The following is a 13722-nucleotide window of genomic DNA, read 5'->3' as shown; positions in this document are numbered from 1 at the left end:
GCCGGCTCAGTCCTCCAGCGGGCGCGGCTCCGCGACGACGAGGCTCCCGGCCTCGGCGAACGTGATCACCATGTATCTGCCGTTGGCATAGCCGACCACGCGACGGCCCAGCAGTTCGCCGACCGAATGGGCGACGTTCTGGAACATCTCCACCAGGTCGGGGGTGTCGGCGCTGATCCGGAACCGGCCGCTGGCGGTCAGGTGCTCGGCGACCATCGGGACGAAGTTCGCCTCGGCGCGGCGCTTCTCGTCTGCCGTGAGGGGGGTCATGTCTCTCCTGGTCAGCGGAGGCGGGGGTCGACGTCGACGACCTGGCAGACCGCCTGCCAGACCTGCTTGGCGGCGAAGCCGTCGGCCAGGGCCTGTTCGACGGTCCGGCCGCCGAGTCCTGCGATCACGTAGTCCTTCGCCCAGGACTCGGCGTACGTCTCGCCGAAATGGCGGGACATGCGGTTCCAGAATTCCGTGAGTCGCATGGCCCCCAGTATGGCCGGATGTCGGGGGTGGTCAGAGCACGCGGGAGCCGTACATCTCACCGAGGGGATCGGCGAGGAGTTCCAGGCGGGCGCCGTCGGGGTCGCTGAAGTAGATGGAGGCGCCGCTCTCCATGATGTACGGCACTCCGGCGGCCTCCAGCTTCCCGCGCAGGCGCTCCCACACGACGGGGTCGACGGAGATGGCGATGTGGTGGAGGCCGCCGAGCACCTCTTTGTAGGGGCCGAGGTCGAGGCCGGGGAAGTCGAAGAAGGCCAGCAGGTTGCCGTTGCCGATGTCGAAGAAGAAGTGGTTGGAGCCCCTGTAGTCGCGGTTCTCGAAGATCTCGGTGAGCGGGAACTCCAGAAGGTCCTGGTAGAATTCGATCGTGCGTTCGACATTCGACGACAGCAGGGCGAAGTGGTGGAGGCCGCGCGCACTGCTCGGGGGGCGGCGCTCGTTCAGATGACGTTCTTTTATGGAGGCACGGGTGGCTTCGATGGCCTCGTAGTCGATGTCCATGGTTCTCATGATTGTCGCTTTGACCGCAGATGAACCACATCAGACCCGGCGAGAACTGTCGGTCGCCGGAGGCATGATGTGCGGAGGAGGTGGAGGGACATGGTGAAAGGCGCGCTGAGCAGGTTCGGAGCGGTGACGCGCGAGTGGTTCACCGGCGCCTTCGCCGAACCGACCGCCGCCCAGGAAGGCGCCTGGAACTCCATCGCCGACGGCGACAACACGCTGGTGGTGGCCCCGACCGGCTCCGGCAAGACCCTGGCGGCGTTCCTGTGGTCGATCGACCGGCTGGCCACCCGCGGCGACCCCGAGAAGAAGTGCCGCGTCATCTACGTCTCACCGCTCAAGGCGCTGGCGGTCGACGTCGAACGCAACCTGCGGGCGCCGCTGACCGGCGTGCGGCAGACGGCGCGGCGCACAGGGGTGACCGTGCCCGAGATCTCGGTGGCGATCCGGTCGGGCGACACCCCGGCGGAGGATCGGCGGCGGTTCGCGTCCAAGCCGTCCGACATCCTGATCACCACGCCCGAGTCGCTGTTCCTGCTGCTCACCTCGCAGGCGCGCGAGGCGCTGCGCGGGGTCGAGACGGTGATCGTCGACGAGGTCCACGCGGTGGCGGGCACCAAGCGGGGGGCACATCTGGCGCTCAGCCTCGAACGGCTCGACGCGCTGCTCGAAAGGCCCGCGCAGCGGATCGGGTTGTCGGCGACCGTGCGGCCGGTCTCCGAGGTGGCGGCCTTCCTCGGGGGCGCGCGGCCGGCCAAGGTGGTGCAGCCGCCGTCCGAGAAGCAGATCGAGATCGACGTGGTCGTGCCGGTCGAAGACATGGCCGAGATCACCTCGCGTGACGACAACGAGCCCAACCGGCGCAGCATCTGGCCCCACGTGGAAGAGCACCTGCTCGATCTGATCGAGGCCCACCGGTCGACGATCGTCTTCGCCAACTCACGGCGGCTGTCGGAGCGTCTGTGCAGCCGCCTCAACGAGCTCGCATATGAGAGAGGCACGTCCGAGCCGATGCCCTCGGGGGTACCGGCCGAGATGATGGCCCAGGCCGGGGCGTCCAAGGGGGCGATCCCCGAGGTCGTGCGGGCCCATCACGGGTCGGTGTCGAAGGAGGAGCGGTCGCAGATCGAGGAGGCGCTCAAGTCGGGGCGGCTGCCGGCGGTCGTGGCGACGTCCAGTCTGGAGCTGGGCATCGACATGGGGGCGGTCGACCTGGTGGCGTGCGTCGAGGCGCCGCCGAGCGTGGCCAGCGGGCTGCAGCGGGTCGGGCGGGCCGGGCACCAGGTGGGGGCCGTCTCCCGTGGGGTGATCTTCCCGAAATACCGGGGCGACCTGGTGCAGACCGCCGTGGTGGCCGAGCGCATGAAGAGCGGCCAGATCGAGGAGATGCGCTACCCGCGCAACGCGCTCGACGTGCTGGCGCAGCAGATCGTCGCGATGACCGCGCTCGACGAGTGGACCGTCGACGAGCTCGAGACCGTGATCCGCCGCGCCGCGCCCTACGCCACGCTGCCGCGCTCGGCGCTGGAGGCCACCCTCGACATGCTGGCCGGACGCTACCCGAGCGAGGAGTTCGCCGAGTTGCGGCCCCGCCTGGTGTGGGACCGGGTGACCGGCACCCTGCGCGGCCGTCCCGGGGCGCAGCGGCTCGCCGTCACCAACGGCGGCACCATCCCCGACCGGGGCCTGTTCGGCGTGTTCCTCGTCGGGGAGAAGGCGTCCCGGGTCGGGGAGCTCGACGAGGAGATGGTGTACGAGTCCCGCGTCGGCGACGTCTTCGTCCTCGGCGCCACCTCGTGGCGGATCGAGGACATCACGGCCGACCGGGTGCTCGTCTCCCCCGCCCCCGGCCTGCCGGGGAAGCTGCCGTTCTGGAAGGGCGACCCGCAGGGGCGCCCGGCCGAGCTGGGGCGGGCGATCGGCGCGTTCGTCCGGGAGCTGGCCGGGGCCGGTCCGGCGGCCGCCGAGCGGGTCCGCGCGGCCGGGCTCGACGAGTTCGCGACCGGGAACCTCATCGGCTATCTCGCCGAACAGCGGGAGTCGACCGGCTACGTGCCCGACGACCGCACCCTGCTGGTCGAGCGGTTCCACGACGAACTGGGCGACTGGCGGGTGATCATCCACTCGCCGTTCGGGGCCCGGGTGCACGCGCCCTGGGCGCTGGCCATCGGGCGGCGGCTGCGCGAGCGCTACGGGGTCGACGTCCAGGCCGTCCACTCCGACGACGGGATCATCCTGCGTGTGCCCGACACCCTCGACGAGGCGCCGAGCGACGTCGCGGCGTTCGACCCCGAGGAGATCGAGCAGATCGTCACCGAGGAACTCGGCGGCTCCGCGCTGTTCGCGGCCCGGTTCCGCGAGTGCGCCGGGCGGTCGCTGCTGCTCCCGCGCCGCACCCCCGGGCGGCGCAGCCCCCTGTGGCAGCAGCGGCAGCGGTCGGCGTCGCTGCTGGGCGTGGCGGCCAAGTACGCCGGGTTCCCGGTCGTGCTCGAGACGATGCGCGAGTGCCTGCAGGACGTGTTCGACGTGCCCGGCCTGGTGCAGCTGATGCGCGACATCTCGGCGCGGCGGATCCGGGTGGTCGAGGTGGAGACCCGGCAGGCGTCGCCGTTCGCGGCGTCGCTGCTGTTCAACTACATCGGCGAGTTCATGTACGAGGGCGACGCCCCCCTCGCCGAACGCCGGGCCCAGGCTCTCGCGCTCGACACCTCTCTCCTGGCCGAGCTGCTCGGCCAGGCCGACCTGCGCGAACTCCTCGACCCCGACGTGATCGCCGAGACCGAGCGCGAGCTGGCCCGGCTCGACCGGCCGCTGCGCGACCTCGAAGACCTGGCCGACCTGCTCCGCTCCCACGGGCCGCTGCTCACCGAAGACGTGGCCATCCGCGAGGGCGATCCCGGCTGGCTGACCGAGCTGGAGCGGTCGCGGCGGGCGATCCAGGTGCGGGTCGCGGGGGTGACGCAGTGGGCGGCGGTCGAAGACGCCTGGCGGCTGCGCGACGCGCTGGGCGCGCCGCTGCCGGTGGGGGTGCCGCTGGAGTTCCTCGACGCGCCCGAGACGTCCGCCCGGCCCGATCCGCTGGGCGACCTGCTGTCCCGTCACGCCCGCACCCGCGGGCCGTTCCCGGCCTCGACCGCCGCCGCGCGGTTCGGAGTGGGGATCGCGGTGGTGTCCGACGGGCTGGCCCGGCTGGCGGCGTCCGGGCGAGTGGTGTCGGGCGAGTTCCGGCCCGGCGGGCGGGGCGAGGAGTGGTGCGACGCCGGGGTGCTGCGGCTGCTGCGGCGGCGGTCGCTGGCCCGGCTGCGCAAGGAGGTCGAGCCGGTGCCGCCCGAGGCGCTGGCGATGTTCCTGCCGCGCTGGCACGGCATCACGGCGTACGAACCGCCAGGCGGCGACGGGCGCGTCATGCGGTCGAGGGGCCGCTCCGACACCCCCGATCCGTGGGCCCGGCCGGGCTCGGCCTCCTCGCATCGCGCGATGGATTCGCTGGTCGCCGCGGTCGAACGGCTCCAGGGGGCGGCGGTTCCGGCGTCGGCGCTGGAGACGCTCGTGCTGCCCGGGCGGGTGCCCGGATACTCGCCGTCGCTGCTCGACGAACTGACCTCGTCGGGCGAGCTGCTCTGGGTGGGGCAGGGGGCGCTGCCCGGCGGCGACGGGTGGGTGTCGCTCTTCTTCGCCGACACCGCGCCGCTGCTGATGCCCGCGCCGGCCGAGATCACCATGACGCCGGTCCACGAGGCCGTGCTCGACGTGCTCGCGGGCGGCGGGGCGCTGTTCTTCCGCGACCTGTCCAACCGGGTGGTCCACGACGGCCTGCCCGACGACGCCACGCTGGCGGCGGCGTTGTGGGATCTGGTCTGGTCGGGGCGGGTGACCGGCGACACCCTCGCCCCGCTGCGCGCCACGCTCGGGACCGGCAAACCGGCCCATCGTCCGGCGTCGCCGTCACGGCGTCGCCGCGCCGTGCTGCCGACGCGGTCGGGGCCGCCGACGGTCGGCGGGCGGTGGTGGCTGCTGCCCGAGCCGTCGGGCGAGGTGACCCTGCGGGCCCAGGCGCAGGCCGAGATGCTGCTCGAACGCCACGGCGTGGTGACGCGCGGCGGGGTGACCGCCGAGCGGCTGCCGGGCGGGTTCGCGGCCGTCTACCAGGTGCTGCGGGCGTTCGAGGAGAGCGGGCGGTGCCGCCGGGGCTACTTCGTCGAAGGGCTGGGCGGGGCGCAGTTCGCGCTGCCGGGAGCGGTCGACCGGCTGCGGGCGTCCGACCGCAAGGAGACCCCCGCTCCGGCTCCGGCCGAGGGTGACTACGTCGATCCGTGGACGGTCTGGCGTCCCCAGGAGGCCGAACGCGAAGCGCCCAAGGCGACGGTGATGGCGGCGGCCGATCCGGCCAACCCCTTCGGTGCGGCGCTGCCGTGGCCCGACCGGGGCGGCGACGCCGGGCACCGTCCGGGGCGCAAGGCCGGGGCGCTGGTGGTGACGGTGGCCGGGAAGCTGGTGCTCTACGTCGAACGGGGCGGCAAGACGCTGCTGTCGTTCGGGGAGGACGACCATCTGACCGTGGCGGTGGGGGCGTTGGCGGGAGCCGTACGGGAAGGAGCACTGGGGCGGCTCACCGTCGAGCGGGCCGACGGCACGGCGATCAACGACTCACCCCTGGCGGCGGCGCTGGAAGCGGCGGGTTTCCACCCGACCCCGCGAGGGCTGAGGATACGGGGGTGATCGCCGCTTAGGGTGGGCGTTCGAGGCGAGGAGGCGTAATGGCATGGACGGCTGCGGACATCGCCGATCTGTCGGGCAAGGGCGCGATCGTGACCGGCGCCGGCAACGGCCTCGGGCTCCTCGCGGCGGGTGAACTGGCCCGGCGCGGCGCGAAGGTCGTCTTCGCGGTCCGCGACGTGACCAGGGGCGAAGCCGCTGCGGCACGGGTCCGCGCCGCCGCCCCCAAGGCCGAGATCGTGGTGTCGCGGCTCGACCTGGCCGACCTGTCGTCCGTGCGCGACTTCGCCGGGCGCATGCCCGAGGTGTTCCCCAACGGGCTCGACCTCCTGATGAACAACGCCGGCGTCATGGCCCTGCCCCGGAAGTTGTCGGTCGACGGCTACGAGACGCAGTTCGCCACCAACCACCTGGGACATTTCGCCCTCACCGGGCTGCTGCTGTCGTCCCTGCTGCTGCGACCCGCTCCCCGGGTGGTGACGGTCAGCTCCAACATGCACAAGCGGGGGCGCGTCGACTTCGACGACCTGCACGGAAGCCGGAACTACTCGCCCTACGGGGCCTACTCGCAGTCGAAGCTGGCGAACCTCCTGTTCGCCTACGAACTCCAGCGCCGCGCGGCGGCCACTCCCCTGCTGTCGCTGGCCGCACATCCCGGCTATTCGGCGACCGGCCTCCAGGAGGCGGGTCCCCGGATGACGGGGAGTCCGCTGCAGGGGCTGCTCATGCGGGTGGGAAACAGGCTCATGGCGCAGCGGGCGGAGATGGGGGTCCTGCCACAGCTGTACGCGGCCACGGCGCCCGGGGTGCCGCCCGCAGGGTACTACGGGCCTGACGGGCGCGGGGAGATGCGGGGGTACCCGAAACTGGTCTCCAGCAGCGCGGCCTCCCATGACGAGAGAGCGGCCCGCCGGTTGTGGGACGAGTCGGAACAGCTGACGGGGGTGCGCTACAGCTTCGCCTGACAAGCGGCGGAACGTGCGCGTCGGCGGCTCATCGACGACTGACACGCGACGCCCCGCGCACGGCGAAGCAGCACCCGACGGCGCGGCCGCATCAAACGGCGGAGCAGCACCCGAGCAACGCACCCGCGCCAGACAGTGACAGTCGAGGCTCTCGCGCCCCAGCGGGGTGGCACGACCGAAGGCCTGCGAGCCGCCTTCAGCGACCCGTCAGAACCTCCGCGACCTGGTGTCCCGGGACGAGCATCCCCTCGAATCCGCTTCAGCCCAGCCAGGACGGTCAGTAGGCGCACTGGACGACGACGTCGTCGAGTTCGGCGCGTGAGGCGAACGTGTGGTTGAAGGCCTTTCCCACGGTCAGCCGCAGCACGACGTCGGAGCGCTGCGCGGTCCAGCTCACCGTGTGCAGGCGCCAGGCTGAAGCCACCGTCTGGTCCACCGGCACCGTCTTCAGGGCGATGTAGGTCCAGTTGGCCGGGTTGATGACCTCCAGATTGAAGGTTGCCGCGGCGTTGCGCAGGTCCAGCCAGACGCCCGCACTGCAGCGGGCACCAGGGTGGAGGGGCACCGGGCTGAGGAAGATGGTCCGGCTGAGCGAGCACCAGCCGCCGGTGTTGTGCACGCGCAGACCGGCCATTCCGGTGCCCGTACGGGGAGAGGCGATCCCGTCGCTCTGGAAGTACGGGGCCTCGCAGTCGCCCTGGTCGGTGAACGCCCACCGGGAGGCCGGGTTCGACACCGGTTCGAAGCTGTCGGAGAGCTGCCAGATGCCCGCGGACGCGGGCCCCGCCGGGACGAGTACCGCTGCCAGGGCGATGACCACCGCCATCAGCGCGCGTAAGAGTGCTGAGCGCATAACCGAGCTCCTTGTCAGACCTGAGACGACACCGTCATTCTGCGGGCCGCCGAAAGATCCGTTCACCCTGGACTTTCGGCCCCAATAAGCCAGGGTCGCCCCTGGCGCCGACCGGCCCGCCCACTTTCACCTGCACCGATGTCCTGCGGGTTGTCCCAGCTCAATCAAGGCGACACGGCCAACGGGCTGCGAACTGGCCGCGCGCTGCCTTCACTGAGCCAGAACTCTTGGCAGCGTTGCGGAGTGCTGGTGCAGCTCCACGTGACGAATCAGCAAGATGCCGGCGAACGCCAAGACGCCGCCGAGGATTTCGCCGGTCACCGCTGGACCTTCTCCGAAACCCTCGACGACGGGGGACGGCCAGACTGTCACTCCGTGGCGACCAGCGCCCGGACCTCCCGCTGGAGAGCGTTGAGGAACCGCGCCGCGTCCCGCCCGTTGATGAGCCGATGGTCGTAGGCCAGCCCGATGTGGGCCACCTGCCGCGACCGCACCTCCCCGCCGTCCAGGTAGAGCACTTCCTGAGGCGCGGTGACGGCCAGTGCGCACACGGTCCCCGGGAAGATGAACGGGATCGCCAGCGTGATCCCGCCGTCGTGGTGGAGGGTCACCGCGATGTTCGCGTCGGCCAGGTCCGCCGCGCTGAAGTCGCCCTTCATCGCCGCGACGCGATACTCCATCAGCCGCGTCGCCACCTCCTGCAGCGTCTTCGCCCCGGCGTCGTGGACCACCGGCACGTACAGCCCGTCGCCGGTGTCGAAGGTCACCCCGACGTTGGCGGCCTCCGACAGCACCGCCTGGGTGCCGCCGGAGCCGAGGGTCGCGAAGAACAGGGGGAACTCCGCGTGGAGCCGGGCGACGCCCATCACGAAGAGCTCGGCCAGGCCGACAGGCCGGCGGACCTGTTTCGTCAGCCGCCGGGTCGCCGCGAGTTCCTCGTCGAGGGCCATGTCCAGGACCGCGTACGCGGCCGGGATCGTCGAGTGCGAGAGGGTGACCGCCCGGCCGACGGCCTGCTGGACCTTCGACAGCGGGGCGGTCCGGGTGGAGGTCTCCGCCGCGAGGCGTTCCACGTCGGCCCGGCGGACGACGTTCACGCCCAGGGTCGCGATCTGGGCTTCGGTCACGCCGAGTTCGTCCATGGCCGCCCGTGCCGGGGCGGTGATCACCGGGCCCGTCGGCGACGCCACAGGAGAGGCGACCGCGGCGGGTGACGCGGGGGCCGCCGCGCCGATGGTCGCGAGGAGGTCGCCGGGGGCGCAGTCGGCCATGAGGGCGATCTCCTGCCGCAGCACTCCCGTCGCGTCGGCGGGCACCTCCTCGGCCGACTTCGAGGTCTCCAGGACGGCGATCGGGTCGCCCTCCTTGACCTCGGTCCCCGTCGCCACCAGCCATTCGACCAGGACGTAGGTGTCGTCGTTGTTGTTGAGCTTGGGGACCTTCACTTCAGGGACTCCAGGACGGTGTCGTAAATGGTGGTCTCGGTCAGCAGGACCGCACGTTCCAGGTGGCTCGCCGTCGGGATGATGCTGTCGGCCGAGTGGGCCAGCGCTACCGGGTTGCGCAGCACGCCCCAGAGCTCGCGGTGCAGGGCGTGGGCCACTTCGGCGCCCCAGGTGCCTCCGGCGGTGCTCTCCTCGGCGACGACGACCGATCGGGCCTCGCGGGCGACGGCCACCAGCGGGGCGGCGTCCAGAGGGTGGAGGCGGGAGGGGACGAGCAGGGTGCAGACGATCTCCTGTTCGAGCAGGAGGCGGCGCATGGCGGCCAGGGCGCGGTGGGTCACGCCGCCGGGGGCGATGATCACGCAGTCGGGGGGTGTGTCGACGTGGACGCGGGCCAGGCCGCCGGTGAGGTCCCAGGTGAACAGGTCGTCCACCTCGTGCATGCGCTTGGTGTAGAGGATCTTGTCCTCGAAGAAGACGCAGGGGCGCTCGGCGGCGATCATCTCGGCGAAGACGGCGCGGTTGTCGTGCAGCGGCGACATCTCGTAGACGTCGAGGCCGGGCACGCCGATGAAGTGTTTCTGCAGGCTCTGGCTGTGGGTGGGGCCGTAGCCGCGACCGCCGCCGGTGGGCAGGCGGACGATGAGGCGCATCGGGACGCGGGAGCCGTACATGGAGACGGATTTGGCGGCGAAGTTGACGATCTGGTCGAACGCCAGCGTGACGAAGTCGCTGAACATGATCTCGACGATCGCGGTGTCGCCGCACAGCGCGAGGCCCGCGCCGACGCCGGTGATCGCCGACTCGCTGATCGGGGTGGTGACGACCTGCGCCGGGAACCGCGTCGACAGACCGCGGGTGGCCTTGAACGCGCCGCCGTAGGGGTCCAGGAGGTCCTCTCCCAGCAGGAAGGCCCTCGGGTCCGCGGCGAGCACCTCGTGCAGCGCGTGGTTGAGGTTCTCTACGACTCGCATACGTCCCGCCTCATGGCTTGGCTCCGTGCAACAGGCGCGGGTCAGCGCTGTCCTGGCCCCACGTCGACGGCGGGCGGGCCTTCACGTCGCGCACCACCGACTCGACCCGGTCCCGGGCGCGGGCGTCCGCGTCGGCGAAGCCGGGCACGCCGACCATCTCGCGGTACCAGTCGCGCAGGTCCGCGACGCCCGACCGGGTGTCGTCGCCCTTGCTGTGCGGGCCCAGGCGGTTGACCGCGAACTCCACGACCAGCGGTGCGCCGTCGCGGACCGAGGCGATCAACGGCGCGAGCCGGTCGCGGATCTCCAGGACGTCGTCGGCGGGCAGCGCCGCGTGCCGGACGCCGAAGGCCGCGCAGCGGGCCCCGATGTCGCCCGCCATCGCCAGCGACGTCGGGGTGGTCTGGGCGATGCCGTTGTGCTCGACCACGACCAGCAGCGGCAGCGACCACAGGGCCGCCAGGTTCAGGGCCTCGTAGACCGCCCCCTCGCCCCACGTGCCGTCGCCGATGTACGCGCAGGCCAGCGCCCCCGAGCCGCGCAGGTGCAGGGCGGCGCCGGCCGCGACCGGCAGGCTCTCCCCCTGGACGCCCGTCGACAGGTAGCCCTCGCGCAGGATGTGCTGGCTGCCGCCGACCCCGTCGCAGACCGCGCCCTCGCGGCCCATGATCTCGGCCAGCAGGCCGGCCGGGTCGTCGAAGCGGGCCAGGTAGTGGCCGTGCCCCCGATGGTTGCTGAACACGTGGTCGCGGGGGCCGAGCAGCGGCGCCAGCGCCACCGGCACGATCTCCTGGCCCAGGCAGGTGTGGGTGGTGCCGTTGAGCTCGCCCTTGGCGAACAGGTCGAGCAGGGCGCGCTCGAAGTGGCGGATGAGCAGCAGCCGGTCGAGGTCGGTGGTCACCTGACGGCCGGTTCCGCCTCGCGGATCGCCTGGACGACGCCCGCGATGGTCGGGGTGTCGAAGAAGACGTCCAGGGGGACCTCGACGCCGAGCCGCTTGCGCATGCGGGCGATGATCTGGGTGATGGTGAGGGAGTGCCCGCCGAGGTCGAACAGGTCCTCGTCGTCGCCGATCTCGTCGATGCCCAGGACGTCCTGCCAGATCTCGCGGACGGCGTCGTCGAGGCCGGTCGCCTGCGGGGTGGCGTCCACGGGGCTTTCGGGGTTGTTCATGATGGTGAGAAGGTCCTCCGCTATCCGGGCGACGTCCGGCTCCGTGGCGGAGCCGGCGCCGTATTGCATGATCACGTAGAGGCCGTCGGGGTGGTCGACGGCCTGGAGGTGCAGGGTGCTGCGGACGGAATGGTTGAAGACCGCCCAGTCGACGGTGGTCGTCACGCCGGTGAAGACGGGGTCGGGGCGGCGTTTGCGGTAGCTGACCGAGACCTGCGCGAGGGCGGTGCGCGGGCGTACCCCCCTGACGGCGCGGGCGTAGGGGACGTGCCGGAAGCGGTACATCGTGCGCAGGTCGTGGTGCAGGGCCTTGGCGACGTCGGCGACGGTCCCCTCGGGCGTGACGGTGACGGGCAGTTCGTTGACGAACAGGCCGAGGTTGTCGCGCACCTCGGGGACGCGGGTCGACAGGTCGACGGCGACGGTCGGCGCGGGGTCGCCGTAGCGGTGCAGCAGGGTGTGCACGGAGGCCAGGAAGAGCTCGAAGCGGGAGACGCCCGGCACGTCGGGCATCCGGCCGCGAAAGGTGTACACCGCGCCCTCGGCGGCCCCCCGTCCGGCCGAGGTCAGGCCGGGCAGCGCCGTCGCCTCCCCGGGCGGCCGGGCCGACCAGTACGCCTTCGCCTCGTCGAGGTCGTCGCGGACCCGCTCCCGCTCCCCGTCGGCGAAGCTGGCATAAGACACGTCGAGCCGGGGCCGCGACACCCCGTTGTAGAAGTCGGCCAGGTCTCTGACCAGGATGTCCTTCGACTCGCCGTCGAACACGAGGTGGTGCGCCACGAAGACCAGGGCGTGCCGCCCGGGGTTCAGCCGGGCCAGCGTGAACCGGGCGAGCGGCCCGTTCTCGACGTCGAACGGCCGCAGGGTCTCCTCCCGCACGAGCGCGGGCAGGTCGTCGGTGGTGGTGAGCAGGATCGGCGGGCGCGCCCCGGGCACCATCACGGGCAGGCCGTCGACCTCGGCGACCGCGCTCGACAACACCGCGTGCCGCCGGACGACCGCCTCGCAGGCCGCGTGCAGCGCGCACGCGTCGAGCGGCCCTTCGAAGTCGACGACCAGCGGCATGTGGTAGGCCGTGCGGGCCCGTCCCATGCGCTCGGTGATCCACATCCCGGTCTGCGCGAACGACGCCTCGGTCATGGCAGCGCCTTCTTGTCGACCTTGCCGCCCCGGTTGCGCGGCAGCGTGTCCATCGTGGTGACCTTCGCCGGCAGCTCGTGCGGGGCGAGCCGGTCGAGCAGGAACGCCCGCAGGTCGGCGAGCGGGATCTCTTCCTGTACGACCAGAGCCGCCGCCACCACCGTCCCGAGCACCGGGTGGGGCACCCCGTAGGCGGCGGCCTCGACGACCAGCGGGTGCGCGTGCAGCGCCTCCTCGACCTTCAGCGTGGAGACCTTGTGGGCGCCCGACTTGACGACGTCGCCGGTCCGGTCGACCAGGAACAGGTAGCCCTCCTCGTCGACGTAGCCGAGGTCGCCCATCCGCACCCATCCGTCGCGGAAGGTGTCCGACTCGGTCTCGCCGAGGTAGGCGCGCGGCGCGGCGGCCGAGCGCATCCACACCTCGCCGACCTCGCCGGGCCCGGCCGGGGTTCCGTCGCCCGAGGTGATCCGGACGGATCCGCCCGCCGCCGCCCGGCCCACGGACCCGGGACGCTCGGGGTCGAAGACCATGATCGTCTGGGCGGGGGCGGCCTCGGTCGAGGTGTAGTAGTTCGTGATCATCGCGGCCGGGAACAGCCCGGCCAGCCGGACCGCCACGGCCGAGGGCAGCGGCGCGGCGGCCGACCCGAGCAGCAGCACGCTGTCGAGCGGCTCGGGCGTGCCCGACAACATCTCGATGGCCATGGCGGGCACCAGGAACACCGTCCCGGCCTGGTACTTCGCGATGAGCGAGGCGAACCGGCCGGGGGTGAAGACGGGCACCGTGACGACGGTCGGGTGCGCCGCGATGGCGTTCACCAGCATCATCTGACCGGCGTTGGTGCCGATCGGGAACGCGTGCGCGAGGTGCCGGGAGTGCCGGAAGGCCCGGCGGCGCGGGTCGCGGGGCAGGCCGTGGGCGAGGTTGGCGTGGGTGGCGGTGACGCCCTTGGCCGCGCCGGTCGTGCCGGAGGTGAACAGGATCTGCGCCGGGTCTGTCGGGGACACCCGTCGGACCTCTGTCAAGGGTCCTGTCATGAAACTTTCATTGCGCAGAATCCGTGTCATTCCGACACGTTCCGCAAGATGTCCGATCTCTCCCTCCGGCGTCCGGTCGGAGATCGGCACCGCGACGGCCCCCGCCCGCAGCACCCCCATGAACGCCACCGCGTAGTCGAGCCACCCGGCGTGGGGGTAGACCAGTCCCACCGGTTCCCCGGGGCGCACACCTTCGGTGATCAGCAGGTTCGCCAGACCGTCGGCGCGGCTGTCCCAGCCGGCGTAGGTCAGTTCCCCCACGCCGTGGACGATCATGGCGACGCCGTCAGGCTCGGCGGCGGCGCGGCCCGCCAGCAGATCCGAGAGCGTCATTGGACTTCCTCAAAGATCGGATGAATACTGCCCGAGCATGCCATTACTGAAAAGATTCTTTCCAGTTAGATCAGTCGCCAGTGT

General features: G+C 71.8%; 11 protein-coding genes. 2 read left to right on the top strand and 9 right to left on the bottom strand.

The annotated features are described in order from the left end of the window. Positions 1-6: 6 nt before the first annotated feature. From AW274_RS34880 to AW274_RS34870, 3 genes are read right to left on the bottom strand one after another with little or no spacing between them, the layout of a single operon-like run. Positions 7-270, bottom strand: coding sequence for a hypothetical protein (locus tag AW274_RS34880; RefSeq protein ID WP_062442010.1), 264 nt, complete (start codon positions 268-270; stop codon positions 7-9). Between the two features lie 11 nt (positions 271-281). Continuing rightward, a complete protein-coding gene (locus tag AW274_RS34875) occupies positions 282-476 on the bottom strand; it encodes a DUF3046 domain-containing protein (protein WP_030450812.1) in 195 nt (64 codons plus the stop codon). Positions 477-507: 31 nt separating this feature from the next. Then, a complete protein-coding gene (locus tag AW274_RS34870; RefSeq protein WP_062340692.1) occupies positions 508-996 on the bottom strand; it encodes a VOC family protein in 489 nt (162 codons plus the stop codon). Between the two features lie 99 nt (positions 997-1095). On the opposite strand from AW274_RS34870, the gene AW274_RS34865 reads away from it, so the two are divergent. Together AW274_RS34865 and AW274_RS34860 are read left to right on the top strand one after the other, a co-directional pair. Then, positions 1096-5718, top strand: coding sequence for an ATP-dependent helicase (locus tag AW274_RS34865; protein WP_062442005.1), 4623 nt, complete (start codon positions 1096-1098; stop codon positions 5716-5718). Between the two features lie 38 nt (positions 5719-5756). Beyond that, entirely contained in the window at positions 5757-6680 is a 924-nt protein-coding gene (locus AW274_RS34860; protein WP_062442001.1) for an oxidoreductase, read from the top strand. Positions 6681-6957: 277 nt separating this feature from the next. Here AW274_RS34860 and AW274_RS34855 read toward each other — a convergent pair whose 3' ends face one another. The 6 genes from AW274_RS34855 to AW274_RS34830 all read right to left on the bottom strand — a co-directional run bounded on the left by AW274_RS34855 (position 6958) and on the right by AW274_RS34830 (position 13638). Then, the gene (locus AW274_RS34855) at positions 6958-7533 is read right to left on the bottom strand and encodes a hypothetical protein (protein ID WP_157520897.1); all 576 of its coding nucleotides are present in this window, start codon (positions 7531-7533) and stop codon (positions 6958-6960) included. Between the two features lie 368 nt (positions 7534-7901). Continuing rightward, on the bottom strand, positions 7902-8978 hold the full coding sequence (locus AW274_RS34850; RefSeq protein ID WP_062441994.1) for a 2-oxo acid dehydrogenase subunit E2: 1077 nt from the start codon (positions 8976-8978) through the stop codon (positions 7902-7904). Continuing rightward, positions 8975-9952 (bottom strand): alpha-ketoacid dehydrogenase subunit beta, encoded by a 978-nt coding sequence (locus tag AW274_RS34845; RefSeq protein ID WP_062441990.1) that lies wholly within the window; start codon positions 9950-9952, stop codon positions 8975-8977. The genes AW274_RS34850 and AW274_RS34845 overlap by 4 nt, the downstream gene beginning before the upstream one ends. Positions 9953-9962: 10 nt before the next feature. After that, on the bottom strand, positions 9963-10853 hold the full coding sequence (locus AW274_RS34840) for a thiamine pyrophosphate-dependent dehydrogenase E1 component subunit alpha (RefSeq protein ID WP_062441985.1): 891 nt from the start codon (positions 10851-10853) through the stop codon (positions 9963-9965). Beyond that, a complete protein-coding gene (locus tag AW274_RS34835; RefSeq protein ID WP_062441981.1) occupies positions 10850-12265 on the bottom strand; it encodes a condensation domain-containing protein in 1416 nt (471 codons plus the stop codon). The genes AW274_RS34840 and AW274_RS34835 overlap by 4 nt, the downstream gene beginning before the upstream one ends. Then, positions 12262-13638 carry a class I adenylate-forming enzyme family protein gene (locus AW274_RS34830; RefSeq protein WP_062441977.1) on the bottom strand — a complete coding sequence of 459 codons (1377 nt, stop codon included), beginning with the start codon at positions 13636-13638 and terminating at the stop codon, positions 12262-12264. The genes AW274_RS34835 and AW274_RS34830 overlap by 4 nt, the downstream gene beginning before the upstream one ends. Between the last annotated feature and the right edge of the window lie 84 nt (positions 13639-13722).

Source organism: Herbidospora daliensis, assembly GCF_001570585.1.
Taxonomy (GTDB): domain Bacteria; phylum Actinomycetota; class Actinomycetes; order Streptosporangiales; family Streptosporangiaceae; genus Herbidospora; species Herbidospora daliensis.
This window is presented reverse-complemented; position numbering and strand designations above follow the sequence as displayed.